The sequence below is a fragment of the Sphingomonas sp. genome (genome assembly GCF_042091075.1).
GTDB lineage: Bacteria > Pseudomonadota > Alphaproteobacteria > Sphingomonadales > Sphingomonadaceae > Sphingomonas.
On sequence record NZ_JBELIE010000003.1, the window covers coordinates 26,680 to 45,037 of the forward strand.

Here is an 18,358-nt window from a genome sequence, read left to right on the forward strand (position 1 = left end):
AGAGGAGGTCATGCGGCACCCGATTGGTCGGTCGATGCCTGCCGGCCCGCGCTGTCGCCTTCGGTCGAGCCCGTGCCGGTCTCGCCGGCTTCGCCGCTTCCATCGCTATCGCGGAAGATGGCAGCGATCTTTGCAATCTTTGCGGCGGTTAGGTGCTTCGGGCGGCTATAGCTATTGTTGATGGCGGTAAGTAGCGCGCGCCATGACAGGTCAAGGTTGCGCTCTGCCTCATACGCCTCTGGGCTAGCGTAAAGTTTCTCGTTCGATGCGTATCCCCCAGCATCAAGCACAGTCGCGCCAAGTTCGACGCGCCCCGCGTCATAGTTGCCTTCTTCCCAACGCAAGCTGACCCATTTGCGTCCGACCTTATGCACAATAACCCAGCCGCTGCGCTGGTAGTGCTGCATGCCTTGCAGCCACAAGCGCTGCTGGGCGTGGTAGCGCGAGGGATCGAAACCCGAAGGGCGAAGACCCTTGGGGGCTTCGTGCGAAGCATGAGAGCCCGGTGCCGTCAGGCACGCGCCCGCATCCTGGGGCGCCTCTTGTTCGAGGGGAGAGTTACCCGACATGGGACACCTCCGGGGCGGGAGGGAGAGGCATCCAGTGGGTTGGCGTGACGGCGGAAAAAGCCGAGTCGAACTCCATCATCATCCAACCTGCAATCTTTGCGATGCCGAATGCGTCATCCCAATAGCCGATCGACACCGGCGGCTCAGCACGCGGATAGAACAGCAGCACGAAGCTGCCATCCTTCGGCGCAGTCTCGATCGGCTGCCAGCCCTTAGGAATCGGATTAGCCACGGCGCGCGCCTCCGATCATCGGACGGCGGTCGATACCCCCACTTTCCGAACCGCTACCCCCCGCGATACCCCCAGTCGTCGCGCCAACGTGCGCCGCGTCGCGATAACTGACGGTAAGAAAAATCGAGCGCCGTCTTGCTGAAAGGGCCGCTCGATGGGAAGATATGGAGGTTATGGAAAACCGCAGCGGTGGGCCCGGCAGGACTCGAACCCGCAACCTAGCCGTTATGAGCGGCCAGCTCTAACCATTGAGCTACAGGCCCCCCGCTGCGCCGCCGTTCGTAGCGGCAAGCGTCGCGCTCTGGCAAGCCGCAGCGATCACCTCGTCGAGCGTCACCGGCTGATAGCCGGCGTGCCGCAGCGCCCCCAGCACGTGATCCCACCAGCCATTGAAGCGCCGCAGATCGTCATCATCGCGAACATAGGGCGTGTAGCCTGGCACCAGCGACGGCGAATGAAAGCTGAGCTGAAGCAGCGGCATGCCACGCTCCGCGGCACCCCGGATCGCGGCGCGGGCAAGCGGCGCGGGCGTGCCCTCCGGCGTCAGCGGCACGCGCGTCAACACGCCGGTGCGATGCAGCACGCCCGCGGCAGGCGGGATCCGCGCGGCGATCGGATAGAGCCTGCCGCCAGCCGCCCGCGCCGCGCCAGTGAACAGCGTCGTCAACGGCAGTTCAATCATGCTCCCGGGCAACACGAAGGCGTCGCCGTCGACCGCGCCGAAATCGCAACCGCCTGCCTCGCGATAGTCGAAGCGCGCGCGCATCGACGCATCGATCCGGAACCCGCGCTCCGCCAGCAGCGCCATCGTGCGCGGACCGATCCCGTAACGCCCCGCACGATAGACACGCGGCGACTGTCCGAACGCGGCGGTGACGGTGGCGACCAATTGGTCGAGCTTTGCCGCCTCCAGCGCCGGCGGCAGGTTGCCCGCGAAGGACGCGGCCTCCGACGGCACCTCAAGATGCGGGGGGTTGACCCAGGGATGCAATTGCGCGCCCGCTTCACTGCCGTCGCGTAGCAATGGGCGAAGCAGCGCCGCGGCCGTGGGATCGGCGGCGACGGGATGATCGACCAGATAGACGGGCGCGACGCCCCATTCCCGCATCCGGCGATGCCAGTCGGGCAATGCGGCGACCGCCGCGACACTACGCGCCGCACCGGAGAACGGACGTGCCCAATCAAATTCCTCCTCGACATCGACGGTGACGAGGAAGCGCCGGCCGAAATCCGCGGGCCAGCGGACACGCGCGGCGGACGGTGTGGCGAACCGCAGCCGGTGCGCGACGATCGCGTCCGGTCCGTTCACGGCGCGAAGGTCGAGGCCTGCTCCATCTTCTCGTTCAACGCCGCCGGCAAGGAGAGTGTCAAGCGCTCCGCGCCGAAAACGAGCCGCCCGCCAAGCTCCGCAGCGAGGTTGCGGGCCAACCGCAACGCGAAACCGGCGCCGAGCAGCGGCGATCCTTCGTCATCGCTCGCCTCTTCATCGTCGAGCGTCAACAAGGCCGCTTCGTCACGTCCCAGCAGCGCGGCGGGCCGCGCTATCGACAGCGCGAACTGATCCGCCGCCGGCTCGATCGCGACGTCGAGCATTTCGCCCGGCCGTACCGCCGCCAGCAGCGTGGCCGACAGCCGCGCCACCAGCCGCTCCGCCGCGTGCGGATCGACCCGCCACGCTGCCTCGCTTGCCGGCGGCAGCGCCAGACCACCGCCTCGCATGCCCGCCAGCGGCGCCAGATCATGCGCAACCCGCGCCAGCAACGGTGATACCGCGACCGTGTCGGGCCGCAGGTCGAGCGCGTCACCCTCGATCCGCGCGGCAAGGTCGATATCCTCGATCGCGCCGATCAGACCAGTGACGTGCCGCCGGATCGACGCCGCACGGTCACGATAGACCGGCGCGACCGGGCCGAGCAATTCCTGCTCGATCAGTTCGGAGAAGCCCGCGATTGCATTCGTCGGCGTCCGCAATTCATGCACCAACCGCCGCATGCCTTCGGCGCCGGCACCACGCCGCGCGACGGGCGGCGCGGTGCGCACCGCCATCTCCTCCACGCGCGGTCGGCGGGCGCGGCCGCGAAAACCGATGAAGCTGCCCGTCGCGCTATCGAACACCGGGGTGCCGGAGATCCGCCAGTCGCCGCCGACCATGGACTCACCCGGCACGATCAACCGGGCATCCGCGAAGGTCGCGCGCTTGCGGAATGCCCCCGCCGCCACACCGTCGACGTGCAATGCCACCCCGCCGCTCGCTTCGTGGCTCAGCGACAGGCCGATGATCGCGCCACGCGGCGCGGTATCGACCCAGCGGATCGTGCCCGCCATATCGGTTTCGAAGCGAAAGGCGTGGACGGGCGCCGGGTCCTCGACACGCGCACCGTTACTGGCACGCTCGCGCTGAAAAGCCTCGATCCGATGCACCAGATCGGCGATCTCGAACCGTTCGCTGCCGTCGTCGTTCGATGCCGCGGCGGCGGGCGCCCGAACGACCGGCCGCTCCGCGACGGTGATAACGGGATCCGATTCCGCCGCGACGAACGCCTGCGGCGGTGCGACCTGATCGGGCGTATCGTGCGACAGGGCGAAATCGGCGCTGCCGAACGTCTCCAGCGCGCGACTCACCGTCGGCGGCAGATCGCGCCGCTGGCGTAGCACGCTGCGCCCATGCGGGGTCAGCCGTGGCAGCAGCGCTTCCCAATCTTCCGGATCGAGTCGCGCGGCGCGCAGCATCGCCGACGCCACGTCTGGCGCATCGGACGCGAACAGCGCCACCAGCTCAAGAGGGGGATCGGCGAGCGCAAGGCCCCGCGCGGTCCCCGCGCGCATCTCGACCGGCACGGCCTTCGCCAACGAGCGGACGCGGTCGAGCAGGGCCGGATCGGCCGGCGCGCGGCCGCGGCCGATCAGGTCGACCAGCTGACGAAAGGCCGCCCGCGCGCCGAACGTCGTCGTGACGTCGGCGGCCAACACGGTCTTCAGGCTGTCGTCGAACCGCACGAAATGACTTCCCTTTGCTAAGGCGGCGCACGGCGAGCCGCGCTGCTACGGGTGTCATACGCACGAGCCGGGAAAAGTACGACAAGCAGTTAACGGGTATTAACGACCTCATGTCACAGCTTGGCACAATTGCGTTTCAGCGCAATTTTCTTGTAGTGGCGTGATATAAAGCTATTGCGAAAATGCGTGACGACTAAAGAGTGAGGCGTGATGACATTGGACCGGATCGACCGGGAAATCCTGTCGCTGTTGCAGCAGGACGGTCGTATGACGAACGTCGAGCTGGCGGACCGCGTCGGCCTTACCGCCCCGCCCTGCCTGCGTCGCGTCCGCGCGCTGGAGCAGGCCGGCGTCATTCGCGGCTATCACGCACAATGCGATGCAGCGCAACTGGGATTTCCGATTACCGTCTTTGCGATGGTGAGCCTGCGCAGCCAGGCGGAGCATGACCTGGAAGCCTTCGAACAGCATGTCGCCGCGATACCCGAAGTGCGGGAATGCCATATGCTGAATGGCGAGATCGACTTCGTGCTGAAGATCGTCGCCGCCGACCTGGAAAGTTTTCAGCGAATCCTGACCACCAAGCTGACCCCGGCACCGAACGTCGCAAGCGTGAAATCGTCCTTCACGGTGCGAACGTCGAAGGCACAGCCGGGCGTGCCGATCGTCTGAACCCTTCGCAAATCCAACGAAAAAGGGCGGCCCCGTGGGACCGCCCTTTCGTGTTGCCATGCCTGGCGTCGCGTTATGCGACCGGCGGGTGATCGAGGAAATCGATCCACCACGCGGCGATATCCGCGCGCGGCTGCCCCTTGACCTGCTGGAACGCGGTACGCGCGCCTTCCTTGTCGCCTGAACGGGCCAGCGCGATCCCGAGGCGGGTGTTGACCGCATCGGCGTCGACACCGCCCTTTTGCAGCGCGACACGATACAGATCGATCGCCTTCGCATATTGATCGGAGCCGAGATACGCATCGCCGGTGCTCGCCGCCAGCTTGCCGTTCGCCGCGGCCTTGGAGCGGGTTTCCAGCGTCGCTAGCGATCCCTCGTTATTGATCGAGGTGTTGGCGGCGGTCAGCAGGCCTGTCGCATTGGCGCTGCCCGCGGGGATCTTGCCCGCCGCCTTGCCCTCGTTGACGAGCGTCTTGGTCTCCCACGGCAGGCCCATGTCGAAGGCCCATTGCGCGTAGATTTCGTAATCATACTGGTCGGCCAGCGCCTTGCCGGTGCGCAGCAGTCGATACATGTCGACCTTCTGCGCCTTGTCGAGCGTAGCCACCGACTGCGGCTGGATGCCCCAGAACACGACCATGTCGCGCCAGTTCTTCATCGTCGGATAAGCGGCGAGGTAGCGGCGGATCCACGCCACCGTTTCGGCGCCCATCTTCTTCTGGTTGGTCTTGGCGATCGCGTAGCGATAGATGTCCTCGCTAGGCTTCTGGCCGGCGGCGGTCTGCGCATCGACCATCTTGGCCAGCTCGGCCGAACCGCCCGCAACGTCGCCGCCGTCCATCTTCAGCTTGACGATCTGCAGCGGCAGATTGGGATCGTTATAGCCCAGCGAGCGCGCCTGCTCGAAATAGGTCGCCGCGCCGGCATTGTCCTTCTTGTTCGCCGCGATCACGCCACGCTGATAGACGTAACGCGCCTTGTCGGCCTGCGGCGTCTTCGGGTTCGCGATCAGCGCGTCGAGCGGCGCGACCAGCGAATCGGACGAACCACCGCTATCGAGGCGGATCGCCTCCAGGTTAAGGCGCAGCGCGGCGGCGATATAGCGCTCGTCATCGGTCTTGGCGGCGGCTTCGACCGCGGCGACCAGCGGCGTCGCGGTGGCGACATCCTTCGCCTGCAGCGCGGTCTGCGCCTGCGCGGCGGGACCACGCACCTCGTTGCTGAGCTTCAGCGCCGGGCCGGCCTGCGCCTTCTCATCCTTCTTCGCGGCGGCGGCGGGCTGCGCGATCATCGCACCGGCGCTGCCGGCCAGCAGCACGGCCATCAGGGCATGGGAAAAGCTCTTCATCGACACGTCTCTCCAGAAAAATCGTCAGGCGTAACGCTTGGGCGTTGCTCTAGTGCCGCGCGACCAGCGGTTCAAGGAAGCTGGCGGAACGAATGACGTCGCCGGCCTGAATGTCGTTTGAACGCGCGGATTGAACCCGCCCCGCCGCAACGATACGGGGCGCGCATGATCGCCGTACTTTCGCCCGCGAAGACGCTGGACCTCACCACGCCACCGCCCCATCCGCCCACACCCGCACGCTTCGCCGACGAGGCCGCGACGCTGGCCAAGGCGGCCTCACACCTGACGCAGAAGCGCCTGTCGGAACTGATGAAGATCTCCCCCGCGCTGGCGAAACTGAACGCCGATCGCTTCCGCGATTTCGCCACGGCGGCGGAACGCCCGGCGCTCTACACGTTCGACGGCGACGTCTATACCGGGCTGGACGCGGCCACGCTGGACGACGCGGCGGTTCGGTTCGCGCAGGATCACCTGCGGCTGTTATCGGGGCTGTACGGGCTGCTGCGCCCGCTCGATGGCATGCGCCCCTATCGCCTGGAGATGGGCACACGCTGGGCGCCGCGCCGCACGCGGCTGACCGACTGGTGGGGGGACCGGATCGCCGACGCGCTGGCGGAGGATCTTGCGAAGGAAGGCTCCGGCACCGTGCTGAACCTCGCCAGCCAGGAATATTGGGACGCGGTCGAGGGGCGGCTGCCCGCGTCGGTGCGCGTCGTGGCGGTCGATTTCCGTGAGGCCGACGGGCGCTTCATCAGCTTTCACGCCAAGAAGGCGCGCGGCATGATGGCACGCTGGCTGGTGGAGCATCATGTGGCCGCCACCGATGACATGCGTGCGTTCGACAGCGACGGCTATGGCTTCGACGCCGATGCCAGCGGGGACGATCGCTGGACCTTCCGGAGGGCGGCATGACGCGCGCTGCGGTGATTGGCGCTTCCGGCGGGATCGGCAAGGCGCTGGCCGACGCGCTGGAGGAGGAAGGCACCGAGGTGCTTCGCCTGTCGCGCCCCGAACTGGACGTGACCGAGGAGGCGACCATTGCCGCCGCCGCCACGCGCGCGGGCTCGCCGGAGCTGGTCATCGTCGCCACCGGCGTGCTGCATGAGGGCGAATATGGGCCGGAAAAGTCGCTGCGCGAGCTGGATGCGGCGTGGCTGGCGCGCAATTACGCGATCAATGCGATCGGCCCCGCGCTGGTCGCCAAGCACTTCCTGCCGATCATGCCGCGTACCGGACGGTCGGTGTTCGCGGTGCTGTCGGCGCGGGTCGGCAGCATCGGCGACAACCGGCTCGGGGGCTGGTACGGCTATCGCGCGTCGAAGGCCGCGCTCAATCAGCTGATCAGGACGCTGGCGATCGAGGACAAGCGCCGCAACGACCGTGGGCTCGTCGTCGCATTGCACCCCGGCACCGTGGCAACGCGGCTGTCCGCGCCGTTTCGTCAGTCAGGTCGCGACCTGTTCCAGCCCGATCGCGCCGCGGTACAATTGCTCGACGTGCTCGACGGATTGAAGCCGACCGACAGCGGCCGGCATTTCGCCTGGGACGGCGCGGAGGTGCCCGCGTAACATCCCCCCTCTCCCCCACGGCCCGATCCGGGGCGCGCCAAGCGGCATGCGCCGGCGCCCCGCCCTCGCGCACGCCTGCGCGCGGGGGTAGTAAGCGGCGTGTCGAGCCGCTAGTGCATGGTCAACCACACACATGAAAGCGAAGCGTTGAGCGACGAAACCGCCCTGGCGGACCCTTCCGATATCGCCCCGATCTCCATCGTCGAGGAGATGAAGACCAGCTACCTCGATTACGCGATGAGCGTGATCGTGGCGCGCGCCCTCCCCGATGTGCGCGACGGCCTGAAGCCGGTGCACCGGCGCATCCTGTTCTCCGCGAACGAGAGCGGCTTCCTTTACAACCGGCCCTATCGCAAGTCCGCACGCATCGTCGGTGACGTGATCGGTAAATATCACCCCCACGGCGATACCGCGATCTACGACGCGCTGGCGCGTATGACGCAGGACTGGTCGATGCGGGTGCCGCTGATCGACGGCCAGGGCAATTTCGGCTCGATGGACCCCGACCCGCCCGCCGCGATGCGCTATACCGAGGCGCGGCTGGCCAAGGCGGCGAATTTCCTGCTGGAGGATCTCGACAAGGATACGGTCGATTTCCAGCCGAATTACGACGGATCCGAGCGCGAGCCGCAGGTGCTGCCGGCCCGTTTCCCGAACCTGCTGGTCAATGGCGCGGGCGGCATCGCGGTCGGCATGGCCACCAACATCCCGCCGCACAATCTGGGCGAGGTGATCGATGCCTGTCTCGCCTATCTCGACAATGGCGCGATCACCACCGAAGAACTGATGGAGATCGTGCCCGGGCCGGATTTCCCGACCGGCGCGATCATCCTCGGCCGCGCGGGGGCGCGCTCGGCCTATGAGACCGGGCGTGGTTCGATCATCGTGCGCTCGCGTCACAAGGTCGAAACCGGGCGCGGCGACCGCACCTCGATCGTGCTGACGGAAATTCCGTTCCAGCAGGGCAAGAACGCGCTGGTGGAAAAGATCGCCGAGGCGGCGAAGGACAAGCGGATCGAGGGCGTCAGCGACATCCGCGACGAATCGAACCGCGAAGGCGTGCGCATCGTCATCGAGCTGAAGCGCGACGCGACGCCGGAGGTGGTGCTGAACCAATTGTGGCGGCACACGCCGGCGCAGGGCAGCTTCCCCGCCAATATGCTGGCGATCCGTGGCGGCCGCCCGGAGTTGCTGAACCTGCGCGACATCATCAGCGCGTTCGTCACCTTCCGCGAGCAGGTGATCACGCGGCGATCGAAGTTCGAGCTGAACAAGGCGCGCGAACGCGCCCATATTCTGCTCGGCCTCGTCATCGCGGTGACGAACCTCGACGAGGTGGTCCGCATCATCCGCGGGTCCGCCAGCCCGGCGGAGGCGCGCGCGAAGCTGCTGGCGCGCGAATGGCCGGTCGCTGAAATCGCACCCTACCTCCGGCTGGTCGAGGCGCTGGAGACCGATCACGCCGGCGACACCTATCGCCTGAGCGAGACGCAGGTGCGCGCGATCCTCGACCTGCGGCTTCACCGCCTTACGGCGCTGGGCCGCGACGAGATCGGCGACGAGCTGAAGACGCTGGCGGATTCGATCGCCGAACTGCTCGCGATCCTGTCCGACCGCGTGAAACTGTATGCGGAAATGCGCCAGGAGTTTCGCGACGCGCGCGAGCAATTCGCTACCCCGCGCCGCACCGAGATCGCCGCTGCCGCCGACGGTATCGACGACGAGGACCTGATCGAACGCGAGGAGATGGTCGTTACCGTCACCATGGCCGGCTATATCAAGCGGACACCGCTCGACGCCTTCCGCGCACAGGCGCGCGGCGGCAAGGGGCGCAGCGCGATGGCGACCAAGGATGAGGATGTCGTCACCAAGCTGTTCGTCACCTCGACGCATACGCCGGTGCTGTTCTTCTCCACGCTGGGCCGCGTCTATCGCATGAAGGTGTGGCGCCTGCCCGAGGGCGGCCCGGCGACGCGCGGGCGCCCGATGATCAATCTGTTGCCGCTCGAACAGGGCGAGACGATCTCCACCGTCCTGCCGCTGCCCGAGGACGAAACGGAATGGGGCAAGCTGCACGTGATGTTCGCCACCGCGCGGGGATCGGTGCGGCGCAACAGCATGGATGCGTTCACCAACGTGCCGTCGAACGGCAAGATCGCGATGAAGTTCGAGGGCGATGACGCGGATGACCGGCTGATCGGGGTCGCGCTGCTGGACGAGGGCGATGACGTGCTGCTCGCGACGCGTAGCGGCAAGGCGATCCGCTTCGCCGGGGACGAGGTCCGCGAGTTTCAAAGTCGCAACTCGACCGGCGTGCGCGGTATCGCCTTGAAGGGCGACGACGAAGTGATCTCGCTGTCGGTGCTGCACCGCGCCGGCATCACCGATCAGGAGGAGCGCGACGATTACCTGCGCCACGCGCCGTGGAAGGCGGAGGATATCGATCGCTCGCCGCGCATCATGGATCAGCTTCGTTTCGAGGAGTTGCGCGCCCGCGAGCAATTCGTGCTGACCGTCTGCGCCAACGGCTATGGCAAATTGTCGTCGGCCTATGAATATCGCCGCACCGGGCGCGGCGGACAGGGCATCACCAATATCGACAATATCGCGCGCAACGGCCCCGTCGTCGCCAGCTTCCCCGCCAGCAAGGCGGAGCAATTGATGCTGGTGACCGATCAGGCGAAGATGATCCGCATGCCGCTCGCGTCGCTGCGCGTGATCGGGCGCGGCTCGGCGGGGGTGCGGCTGTTCAACGTCGCGCAGGACGAACATGTCGTGTCGGCCGCGCGCATCGATGAGGAGCCCGAGGCCGAAGACGCCGCCGAGGCGATGATCGCCGAGGAACTTGCCGCCGGCGTGGCGCTTGATCCCGATACCGGCGCGACGATCGGCGACGACGCCGCCGCCGGACCGGAGGATGGCGAATGACCGAGAAGCCGCTGACCGCCTATAAGGTGCTGACCGGGGGGCAATTCGCCGCGCTGGAACGGGACGGTCGGTTCGACGGGGCGCCGGTGGATCTGGCGGATGGCTATATCCATCTGTCGACCGCCGCGCAGTTGACCGAGACGGTCGACAAGCATTTTGCGGGGCAGGACGATCTTCATGTCGTGGCGGTCGACCTCGCCGCGCACGGCGACGCGGTGAGATGGGAGGAATCGCGCGGCGGCCAGTCGTTCCCCCATCTCTACGCGCCGATGCTGCTGGAAACCGCGGTGGCGTTCGGCCCCCTCCGGCGCGATGCCGATGGCACGGTGAAGCTCCCGGTATCGGGCTGACCGCGTCTAGAAGAGGCGGTCGCGCACCTCAGGCATACAGATCCACCACCGCGCGCCCCTCCCCCACCGCGCGCAGCAGCAACGTGCGATGGCAGTGGCAGGGATCACGCTCGAAACACAGCAGCGCGCTCGGCATCTCCTCCGCCAGCGACAGCATCCGGGCCGCCTGCGCCTGTGCCTCGGGCAACGCAAGTTGCGCGTCATAGACCTCGGTCAGGGTCGCAACGTCACCCTTCTTGGCCGCATCCCGGCCGCGCTTGGGCGTGCCCAGCGCCTTCAGATGGACGTAATCGATCCCCGCCTCGCGCAACGACGCCGCCAGCGAGGATTTGGAGAAGCCCGGCCGCCGCGACAGCGGCAGCGCGCGGACGTCGATCACGCGACGCACCCCCGCCTTGGTCAGTGCGGCGAGAAACTCCGCCATCGTCGTGGCTTCGTAACCGATGGTATAGATCGTCATTACGCCAAGGTGCGACCGCCCCTGCCGCATGACAACCCTGACAACGGCGCCGGTAGCCGCTATCGCGCAGCGCATGGTTTATGACATTCATGTGATCGGCGGCGGTTTGGCCGGGTCCGAGGCGGCGTGGCAGCTGGCCGAGGCGGGCCTGCGCGTCCGCCTGTCCGAGATGCGCGGCAGCGGAGACAACACCCCCGCGCATCATACCGACCATCTCGCTGAGCTGGTCTGCTCCAACAGCTTCCGCTCCGACGATGCGGAGAATAACGCGGTCGGGCTGCTGCATCAGGAAATGCGCGCGCTGGGTTCGCTGATCCTGCGCGAGGGGGACCGTCACCGCGTCCCCGCCGGTTCCGCGCTGGCGGTCGATCGCGAGGGCTTCTCCGCTGGCGTCGACGCGGCGATCACGACGCATCCGAACATCTCGGTGGTGCGCGAACGCATCGATTCGCTGCCCGATACACCCGCGATCATCGCCACGGGGCCGCTGACCGCGCCGTCACTATCGGAGAGTATCGCGCAGGAAACGGGCAAGGACGCCCTCGCCTTCTTCGACGCGATCGCGCCGATCGTGCATCGCGACACGATCGACATGGATATCGCGTGGTTCCAGTCACGCTGGAACAAGGGGACATCGAGCCGTCCGACCACCGGGCAGGCCGAAGACAACCAGGCGCTGTCCTCACCCGAGATGGGAACGGATTATATCAACTGCCCGCTCGACAAGGAGCAATATCACGCCTTCGTCGCCGGGCTGGTCGCCGGTGAGAAGACGGAATTTCGCGAGTGGGAGAATGTCCCCTATTTCGAAGGCTGTATGCCGATCGAGGTGATGGCGGAGCGTGGTCCCGAGACGCTGCGTTTCGGCCCGATGAAAGGCGTCGGGCTCGACGATCCGCGCACCGGTCGCTGGCCCTATGCCGCGGTGCAGCTCCGGCAGGACAACGCCCATGGCACGTTGTGGAACATCGTCGGCTTTCAGACCAAGCTGAAGCATGCCGAGCAGGTACGCCTGTTCCGCACCATCCCCGGGCTGGAAAAGGCCGAATTCGCGCGGCTGGGCGGATTGCATCGCAACACCTTCCTGCGCTCGCCGGAGTTGCTGGACCCGACGCTCCGGCTCCGTTCGCGGCCGAATATCCGGTTCGCCGGCCAGATCACCGGCTGCGAGGGCTATATCGAAAGCGCCGCGATCGGATTGATCGCGGGGCGTTTCGCCGCGGCCGAATGGCGCGGCGAGGCGCTGGCGCCGCCGCCGGTGGAAACCGCGCTGGGCGCGCTGCTGACGCATATCACCGGCGCGGCCGAGGCGGCCACCTATCAGCCGATGAACGTCAACTTCGGCTTGTTCCCGCCGATCCCCGGCCGGACGAAGAAGCCCGATCGCAAGAAGATGTATACCGATCGCGCCCGTGCCGCGCTGTCGACATGGCTGGCGACGGGATAGGACGCCTCTCCACCCCATCTCCACGCAAACGCGAGTGCGAAGCGACTGACGAAGGGTCGACTCGCCGCCGTCGGTGGCTACAGTTGCGCCATGGCGATCGGACTGGACAATGAAGGCTTCTCGGACGCGCTGGTGATCCTGGGCGCGGCGGGGCTGGTGATCCCCGCTTTCGCCCGTTTCCGGATCAGCCCGGTGATCGGTTTCATCCTGGTCGGCGCGCTCGTCGGCCCTGCCGGCCTGGGATCGCTCGTCCCCCAGGCACCCTGGCTCTATTACGTCACCATCTCCGACCCCGAGGCGATCGCCCCCTTCGCCGAATTCGGCATCGTCATGCTGCTGTTCTCGATCGGACTGGAACTGTCGTTCAAGCGACTGTGGTCGCTGCGGCGACTGGTATTCGGCACCGGCGCGGCGGAATTGCTCGGATCGGCGCTGCTGATCGGTATCGCACTCCACTGGCTCGGGCAGAGTTGGAGCGGATCGGCGGGGTTGGGGCTGGCGCTGGCATTGTCCTCCACCGCGCTGGTGCTGCCGCTCGTCGGCACCGCCAGCCCGGTGGGGCGAGGCGCTTTCGCGATGCTGCTGTTCGAGGATCTTGCGCTCGTCCCGATCATCTTCGCGCTGGGTGCGATGGCGCCGACCGCGTCGGGCGACGGGTGGGTCGGGATCGCGGGAGTCGCGCTGCGCGGCGCGCTGACCGTGCTGGCGATGTATGTCGGCGGGCGGCTGGTGCTGCCACGTCTGTTCGCCCAGGCGGCCCGAACCAAGAGCCCGGAACTGTTCCTCGCCGCGTCACTGCTGGTCGTCATCGTCGCCAGCGTCGCCACCACAGCGGCGGGGCTGTCGCCGATCGTCGGCGCGCTGCTCGCCGGGTTGCTGATCGCGGAGACCGAGTATCACAGCGAGGTCGAGGTGATGACCGCGCCCTTCAAGGGCCTCGCACTGGGCGTGTTCCTGATCACCGTCGGGATGAGTGTCGATCTCGCCTCGATCCTTGCCAATTGGCCGTCGCTGCTCGCGGCGGTGCTGGGGGTGGTCGCGGTGAAGGCGATCGTCACCTATCTGCTGCTGCGCGTCGCGCACGCCCGCCCCGGTGTCGCGGCGGAGACCGGGTTGCTGATGGGCAGTCCGTCGGAAACGACGCTGATCGTGCTCGCCACCGCGGCACAGGCGCAACTGATCCAGCCGACGACCACCGCCTTCTGGCAGACCGTCACCGCGATCGGGCTGACGATCACGCCGCTGCTGGCGAAGCTGGGAAGCGCCGCCTCTCGCCGGATCGAGCGACGGGCGCCCGTGCCCGACGCCCCCGACCCCGCCGAGGGCAGACGCGCGATCGTGTTCGGCTTCGGCCGCGTCGGGCGGTTGGTGGCGGATATGCTGGCGCGTCACCAGCAACCCTATGTCGCGGTCGAGGCGGATATCGACGCGGTTGCCGTCGCGCGCGCCGCCGGCCATCCGGTGATCTTCGGTGATGTCGCACGCGCCGAACTGATCGACCGGCTGGACCTGGCGCAGGCCAGCGCACTGATCCTGACGATGGACGATCCGGTTCTGACTGTCCGGCTGGCGAAGCGGCTGCGTGCCGCCTTTCCCGATCTGCCGATCATCGCGCGCGCACGCGACGCGGTGCATGCCGCCGAACTCTACAAGGCCGGCGTCACCGATGCGGTGCCCGAAACGCTCGAAAGCTCCCTGCAACTCTCCGAGGCGGTGCTGGTCGATCTGGGGGTGGCGATGGGGCCGGTGATCGCCTCTATCCACGATAAGCGCGACGAGCTGCGCGAAACGATCCGACGGGAGGCGATGCTCAACCGCGAACCACGCATCCGCCGTATCCGACGCCAGGACGAAGTCGCTGGCTGACCGTCGCGATTTTGCCCCATATCCGTCGTAGCGCCGGAGACATGAACCACACCGACCCGCTTCGTGTCGCCTTCTTCAGCGGCAATTACAATTACGTCCGCGACGGCGCCAATCAGGCGCAGAACCTGCTGGTCGGCCATCTGCTCGATCGCGGCGTGACGGTACGGGTCTATTCGCCGACCACCGCCACTCCGGCGTTCGAGGCGCGCGGCACGGTGGTGGACGTGCCTGCGATCCCGTTCCCGGGGCGTGGCGAATATCATCTGGGGCGCGGATTGCCGCGCAGGCCGCGTCGCGATCTGGCCGCATTCGCGCCCGACGTCGTTCACGTCTCCGCGCCGGAGTTCCTCGGCCACGCGGCGGTCACCTGGGCGCGACGGCACAAGGTGCCGGTGGTGGCGACGGTGCATACCCGCTTCGAAACCTATTTCGAATATTACGGGCTGGCGATGGTGCAACCCGCGATCAAGGCGATCCTGCGGCGCTTCTACAATCGCGCCGATCGCGTGCTGGTGCCGACGCCGTCGATGGCCGAGGTGATCCGGGGTTTGGGCGTGAAGACGCCGATTTCCTTATGGGGACGCGGCGTCAATCACCGGCGTTTTCATCCCGGCGCGCGAAGCCTTGAATGGCGGCGCTCGCTGGGCATTGCCGATGACGAGGTCGCGATCGGCTTCCTTGGCCGGCTGGTGCTGGAGAAAGGGCTTGGCGTCTTCGCCGACGTGCTGGGCGAGTTACAGCGGCGCGGCGTGCGCCACCGCGCGCTGATCGTCGGGAAAGGCCCCGCGCAGGAATGGTTCGCGGAGCGTGTGCCGAATGCCGCTTTCGCCGGGTTCCAGACCGGCGACGAGCTGGGCCGCGCGGTCGCCTCGATGGACATGCTGTTCAACCCGAGCGTCACCGAAACCTGGGGCCAGGTGACATCGGAGGCGATGGCGGCGGGCGTACCGGTCGTCGCCGCGCGCGCGACCGGCGCGGTCGATCTGCTGGAAGAAGGCCGCACCGGCTTCCTGATCCCCCCACAGAGCGTTCCCGAATATGCCGCCGCCATCGCGCGACTGATCGACGATCCCGCGCTGCGCCTGCGGATGGGCCAGGCCGCGCACGAGCACGCACAGGCATTCCGCTGGGACAGCGCGAACGAGGCGGTATTGACGACGTATCGTGAGGTGCTGGCGGCACGGCGGGGCTAGGGCGAAAGGTCGTTTCGCCAGCCTGACGCCGAGCGGGACCGGCGGCGGTTCACATGGAACCCCCGCTCCGCCCGACATCACGCCCCCGCCTGCTCCTGCCAGTCGAACGTCAACGGTGCTTCGCGAAAGGCGAAACGGTCCAGGTGGCTGGCAACCACCTCCCGCATCCGCCCCATATCCTCGCTCTCCGGCACGACCAGCATCACATCCAGCGTCGCGCTGTCGGCACGCATCGTCAGTACCGATCCGTTGGGAAAGGCGATGCGCCCCTCCTCCGGCGAAAAGCTGACCTCCATCTTGTGGCTCCAGTGCTTGGCGAGTTGCTGGAGGTAGCGGCTGGCCGAAAGCGTCGGCACGCGGGCGATCGAGGTGCTCACTTCATCCGCTCCACCTTTTGCGCGACTTCGTCGATCAGCGCGGCGATATCGTGCAGCAGATCGTCGGAAACACCGCCGCGCGCCATCCGGTTCTGCACCGCGTGTCGCAGATTGCCCATCGAACGCCGCAGCGGCCCCGCATCGTGGCGCGCGCGATGCGCCCCCAGCCCCTCCAGCCGCGCGATCAGCGTCGCGACCAATTCGGCCTGCTCGGCCAGATGCGTGCGCCCGTCCTCGGTTGCCGCGAAGCGCTTGCGCGCGCCGTCGCTGGCCTGTTCCTCGATCAGGCCCATTTCGGCCAGCATCGCCAGTGCGGGATAGACCACGCCCGGGCTGGGGGCGTAGCTGCCGGCGGTCAGATCCTCGATCGCCTTGATCAGTTCATAGCCGTGGCGCGGCTCGTCCGCGATCAGTTGTAGCAGCACGAGCCGTAGCTCGCTGCCATCGAACATCCGCCGGCTGCGACCGCCGCCGCGGCGGGCCTCGCCGTCGCTCAACCGCTCGATCCAATGGAAGAAGCGCTCGACGTCCATTTCCGGGCCGTGACGCTTGCCGCCATAGCCACCGAAGTGGCGCCCGTGGCCGTGCCGACCGCTCTCACCGTGTGAAAATCGAAACATCACACTCTCTTTTTCCTGTCTCATGATGCGCTCTAGATATATCTTAGCGCCGATGAGTCAAGATATATCTAGAGCAGTCTAGATAATTTTCCCGGTGATGACATGACGGGTGCGCAGGGGGCCTTTATGGTGGCTGCATGGCCGATCTGTTCGCCGGGTTCGAACCCGCAGCCCCCGCATCCCCGCCCGCCGACGCGCCGCTCGCGGATCGCTTGCGCCCGACGACCCTTGCCGACGTCGTCGGTCAGGAACATGTCACCGGGCCGGACGGTGCGATCGGGCGGATGGTCGCGGTGGGGCGGCTGTCGTCGATGATCCTCTGGGGCCCGCCGGGCACCGGCAAGACCACTATCGCGCGGCTGTTGGCGGCGGCGGTCGGGTTGCGCTTCGCGCCGATCTCGGCGGTCTTCTCGGGCGTCGCCGACCTGAAGAAAGTGTTCGCCGAGGCGCGTGATCACGCGCGGCTGGGGCAACGCACGCTATTGTTCGTCGACGAAATCCATCGCTTCAATCGCGCGCAGCAGGACGGTTTCCTGCCCTATGTCGAGGATGGCACCGTCACCCTGGTAGGCGCCACCACCGAAAATCCGTCGTTCGAACTGAACGCCGCGCTGCTCAGCCGTGCACAGGTGCTGATCCTCCATCGGCTCGATCGGGTCGCGCTGGAAAAGTTGATCGCCCGCGCCGAGCGGGAGCTGGACCGGCCCTTGCCGTTGACCGATGCGGCGCGTGACGCGCTGGTCGCTTTTGCCGATGGCGACGGGCGCTTCCTGCTCAATCAGGTCGAAACGCTCTATCCCGTCGATCTGCCCGAACCGCTCGACCCCTCTGGCCTGTCGTCGTTCCTGCAGCGCCGCGTCGCGGTCTATGACAAGGATCGCGAGGGGCATTACAATCTGATCAGCGCGCTGCACAAATCGATCCGCGGGTCCGACCCGCAGGCGGCGCTCTATTATCTCGCCCGGATGCTGACCGCCGGAGAGGAGCCGCTATACGTGCTCCGCCGCCTGACGCGCGCGGCGGTGGAGGATATCGGCCTCGCCGATCCGCAGGCGCTGGTCCAGTGCGTCGCCGCGAAGGACACTTACGACTTCCTGGGTTCGCCCGAAGGAGAATTGGCGATCGTCCAGGCGTGTCTGTATCTGGCGACCGCGCCCAAATCGAACGCCGCGTATATGGCGCAGAAGAAGGCATGGCGCAGCGCGCGGGAGACGGGGTCGCTGATGCCGCCCGCCAACATCCTCAACGCGCCGACCAAATTGATGAAGCAGATCGGCTATGGCGCCGATTATCAATATGACCATGACGCGCGGGACGGCTTTTCCGACGCAAATTACTGGCCTGACGACCTGCCGCCACAGCGCTTCTACGCCCCGACCGATCGTGGATATGAGAAGCGCGTTGCCGAACGGCTCGCATGGTGGGATGAACGCCGCCATGCCTCACCGACCGACGACTGACCGCCTCCACCTGTTCCTGTCACTGTTGCTACTGACGATACCCGCGACGGCCGTCGCGCAGTCACCCGAATCGGTGCGGCAGACCGATCGCGGCACCTATGCCCGCGCCATCGCGGCGGGGTATAAGGCGGTGTTCATGTGCGACGGGGTCTTCGTCGCGGGGCGTAGCGAGCGGCAGATCGACACGCTGGAATTGCAAGGCATCTACCCGGAATATGAGAAGATCGTGCCGCTGCTGCCGGTGCGGTTCGATCGTCGCACCGCCAGCGTG

At 67.0% G+C, this 18,358-nt stretch carries 17 protein-coding genes, 1 tRNA gene and 1 pseudogene; 10 read left to right on the top strand and 9 right to left on the bottom strand.

All coding sequences use genetic code 11. The annotated features are described in order from the left end of the window. Positions 1–8 precede the first annotated feature (8 nt). The 5 genes from ACFDSW_RS00640 to ACFDSW_RS00660 form a co-directional block, all read right to left on the bottom strand. Complete coding sequence (locus ACFDSW_RS00640) at positions 9–569, bottom strand: hypothetical protein (protein ID WP_375248337.1); 561 nt, start codon at positions 567–569, stop codon at positions 9–11. Beyond that, complete coding sequence (locus ACFDSW_RS00645) at positions 559–801, bottom strand: DUF551 domain-containing protein (RefSeq protein ID WP_375248338.1); 243 nt, start codon at positions 799–801, stop codon at positions 559–561. Before ACFDSW_RS00645 ends, ACFDSW_RS00640 begins: the two co-directional genes overlap by 11 nt. A 190-nt stretch (positions 802–991) precedes the next feature. After that, positions 992–1,064 (bottom strand) — tRNA-Ile (locus ACFDSW_RS00650). Beyond that, positions 1,055–2,110 carry a WalW protein gene (locus tag ACFDSW_RS00655; protein ID WP_375248339.1) on the bottom strand — a complete coding sequence of 352 codons (1,056 nt, stop codon included), beginning with the start codon at positions 2,108–2,110 and terminating at the stop codon, positions 1,055–1,057. The genes ACFDSW_RS00650 and ACFDSW_RS00655 overlap by 10 nt, the downstream gene beginning before the upstream one ends. Then, complete coding sequence (locus ACFDSW_RS00660) at positions 2,107–3,798, bottom strand: sensor histidine kinase (protein WP_375248340.1); 1,692 nt, start codon at positions 3,796–3,798, stop codon at positions 2,107–2,109. The genes ACFDSW_RS00655 and ACFDSW_RS00660 overlap by 4 nt, the downstream gene beginning before the upstream one ends. A gap of 210 nt (positions 3,799–4,008) precedes the next feature. Between ACFDSW_RS00660 and ACFDSW_RS00665 the strand changes: the two genes are divergently transcribed. Then, the gene (locus ACFDSW_RS00665; RefSeq protein WP_375248359.1) at positions 4,009–4,470 is read left to right on the top strand and encodes an Lrp/AsnC family transcriptional regulator; all 462 of its coding nucleotides are present in this window, start codon (positions 4,009–4,011) and stop codon (positions 4,468–4,470) included. A gap of 73 nt (positions 4,471–4,543) precedes the next feature. On the opposite strand, the gene ACFDSW_RS00670 is transcribed toward ACFDSW_RS00665, so the two are convergent. After that, complete coding sequence (locus ACFDSW_RS00670; RefSeq protein WP_375248341.1) at positions 4,544–5,818, bottom strand: tol-pal system YbgF family protein; 1,275 nt, start codon at positions 5,816–5,818, stop codon at positions 4,544–4,546. A gap of 165 nt (positions 5,819–5,983) precedes the next feature. Between ACFDSW_RS00670 and yaaA the strand changes: the two genes are divergently transcribed. The 4 genes from yaaA (at position 5,984) to ACFDSW_RS00690 (ending at position 10,664) form a co-directional block, all read left to right on the top strand. Then, positions 5,984–6,730: a peroxide stress protein YaaA gene (yaaA, locus tag ACFDSW_RS00675; protein WP_375248342.1), complete on the top strand. Its 747-nt coding sequence runs from the start codon at positions 5,984–5,986 to the stop codon at positions 6,728–6,730. Next, positions 6,727–7,386, top strand: coding sequence for an SDR family NAD(P)-dependent oxidoreductase (locus tag ACFDSW_RS00680; protein WP_375248343.1), 660 nt, complete (start codon positions 6,727–6,729; stop codon positions 7,384–7,386). Before yaaA ends, ACFDSW_RS00680 begins: the two co-directional genes overlap by 4 nt. 147 nt (positions 7,387–7,533) lie before the next feature. Then, positions 7,534–10,314 (top strand): DNA gyrase subunit A, encoded by a 2,781-nt coding sequence (gyrA, locus tag ACFDSW_RS00685; protein WP_375248344.1) that lies wholly within the window; start codon positions 7,534–7,536, stop codon positions 10,312–10,314. Continuing rightward, complete coding sequence (locus ACFDSW_RS00690; RefSeq protein ID WP_375248345.1) at positions 10,311–10,664, top strand: DUF952 domain-containing protein; 354 nt, start codon at positions 10,311–10,313, stop codon at positions 10,662–10,664. Before gyrA ends, ACFDSW_RS00690 begins: the two co-directional genes overlap by 4 nt. 28 nt (positions 10,665–10,692) lie before the next feature. Here the strand turns inward: ACFDSW_RS00690 and ACFDSW_RS00695 are convergent, their stop codons facing one another. Then, positions 10,693–11,124: a DUF488 family protein gene (locus ACFDSW_RS00695; protein ID WP_375248346.1), complete on the bottom strand. Its 432-nt coding sequence runs from the start codon at positions 11,122–11,124 to the stop codon at positions 10,693–10,695. 73 nt (positions 11,125–11,197) lie between these two features. Here ACFDSW_RS00695 and trmFO point away from each other — a divergent pair, with 73 nt between their 5' ends. The 3 genes from trmFO (at position 11,198) to ACFDSW_RS00710 (ending at position 15,630) form a co-directional block, all read left to right on the top strand. Further along, on the top strand, positions 11,198–12,571 hold the full coding sequence (gene trmFO / locus ACFDSW_RS00700; RefSeq protein WP_375248347.1) for a methylenetetrahydrofolate--tRNA-(uracil(54)-C(5))-methyltransferase (FADH(2)-oxidizing) TrmFO: 1,374 nt from the start codon (positions 11,198–11,200) through the stop codon (positions 12,569–12,571). A 90-nt stretch (positions 12,572–12,661) separates the two neighbouring features. Beyond that, positions 12,662–14,437, top strand: a complete 1,776-nt coding sequence (locus ACFDSW_RS00705; protein WP_375248348.1) for a cation:proton antiporter — start codon at positions 12,662–12,664, stop codon at positions 14,435–14,437. 41 nt (positions 14,438–14,478) lie between these two features. After that, positions 14,479–15,630 (top strand): glycosyltransferase family 4 protein, encoded by a 1,152-nt coding sequence (locus ACFDSW_RS00710; RefSeq protein ID WP_375248349.1) that lies wholly within the window; start codon positions 14,479–14,481, stop codon positions 15,628–15,630. 77 nt (positions 15,631–15,707) lie between these two features. Here the strand turns inward: ACFDSW_RS00710 and ACFDSW_RS00715 are convergent, their stop codons facing one another. Together ACFDSW_RS00715 and ACFDSW_RS00720 are read right to left on the bottom strand one after the other, a co-directional pair. Further along, positions 15,708–16,007, bottom strand: a complete 300-nt coding sequence (locus ACFDSW_RS00715; RefSeq protein WP_375248350.1) for a DUF2218 domain-containing protein — start codon at positions 16,005–16,007, stop codon at positions 15,708–15,710. Further along, entirely contained in the window at positions 16,004–16,627 is a 624-nt protein-coding gene (locus ACFDSW_RS00720; RefSeq protein ID WP_375248351.1) for a PadR family transcriptional regulator, read from the bottom strand. The genes ACFDSW_RS00715 and ACFDSW_RS00720 overlap by 4 nt, the downstream gene beginning before the upstream one ends. A gap of 137 nt (positions 16,628–16,764) precedes the next feature. On the opposite strand from ACFDSW_RS00720, the gene ACFDSW_RS00725 reads away from it, so the two are divergent. Continuing rightward, positions 16,765–18,087, top strand: coding sequence for a replication-associated recombination protein A (locus tag ACFDSW_RS00725; protein WP_375248352.1), 1,323 nt, complete (start codon positions 16,765–16,767; stop codon positions 18,085–18,087). Next, positions 18,065–18,358 (top strand): annotated as a pseudogene (locus ACFDSW_RS00730) (hypothetical protein); the annotation flags it as partial. The gene ACFDSW_RS00725 and the pseudogene ACFDSW_RS00730, both read left to right, overlap by 23 nt.

Excerpts from the sequence above, each read along its gene's own strand:
- ACFDSW_RS00640 (WP_375248337.1), bottom strand. The coding sequence starts at position 569 with ATGTCGGGTAACTCTCCCCTCGAACAAGAGGCGCCCCAGGATGCGGGC.
- ACFDSW_RS00665 (WP_375248359.1), top strand. The coding sequence starts at position 4,009 with ATGACATTGGACCGGATCGACCGGGAAATCCTGTCGCTGTTGCAGCAG.
- ACFDSW_RS00670 (WP_375248341.1), bottom strand. The coding sequence starts at position 5,818 with ATGAAGAGCTTTTCCCATGCCCTGATGGCCGTGCTGCTGGCCGGCAGC.
- yaaA (WP_375248342.1), top strand. The coding sequence starts at position 5,984 with ATGATCGCCGTACTTTCGCCCGCGAAGACGCTGGACCTCACCACGCCA.
- ACFDSW_RS00680 (WP_375248343.1), top strand. The coding sequence starts at position 6,727 with ATGACGCGCGCTGCGGTGATTGGCGCTTCCGGCGGGATCGGCAAGGCG.
- ACFDSW_RS00690 (WP_375248345.1), top strand. The coding sequence starts at position 10,311 with ATGACCGAGAAGCCGCTGACCGCCTATAAGGTGCTGACCGGGGGGCAA.
- ACFDSW_RS00695 (WP_375248346.1), bottom strand. The coding sequence starts at position 11,124 with ATGACGATCTATACCATCGGTTACGAAGCCACGACGATGGCGGAGTTT.
- trmFO (WP_375248347.1), top strand. The coding sequence starts at position 11,198 with ATGGTTTATGACATTCATGTGATCGGCGGCGGTTTGGCCGGGTCCGAG.
- ACFDSW_RS00705 (WP_375248348.1), top strand. The coding sequence starts at position 12,662 with ATGGCGATCGGACTGGACAATGAAGGCTTCTCGGACGCGCTGGTGATC.
- ACFDSW_RS00710 (WP_375248349.1), top strand. The coding sequence starts at position 14,479 with ATGAACCACACCGACCCGCTTCGTGTCGCCTTCTTCAGCGGCAATTAC.
- ACFDSW_RS00720 (WP_375248351.1), bottom strand. The coding sequence starts at position 16,627 with ATGTTTCGATTTTCACACGGTGAGAGCGGTCGGCACGGCCACGGGCGC.
- ACFDSW_RS00725 (WP_375248352.1), top strand. The coding sequence starts at position 16,765 with ATGGCCGATCTGTTCGCCGGGTTCGAACCCGCAGCCCCCGCATCCCCG.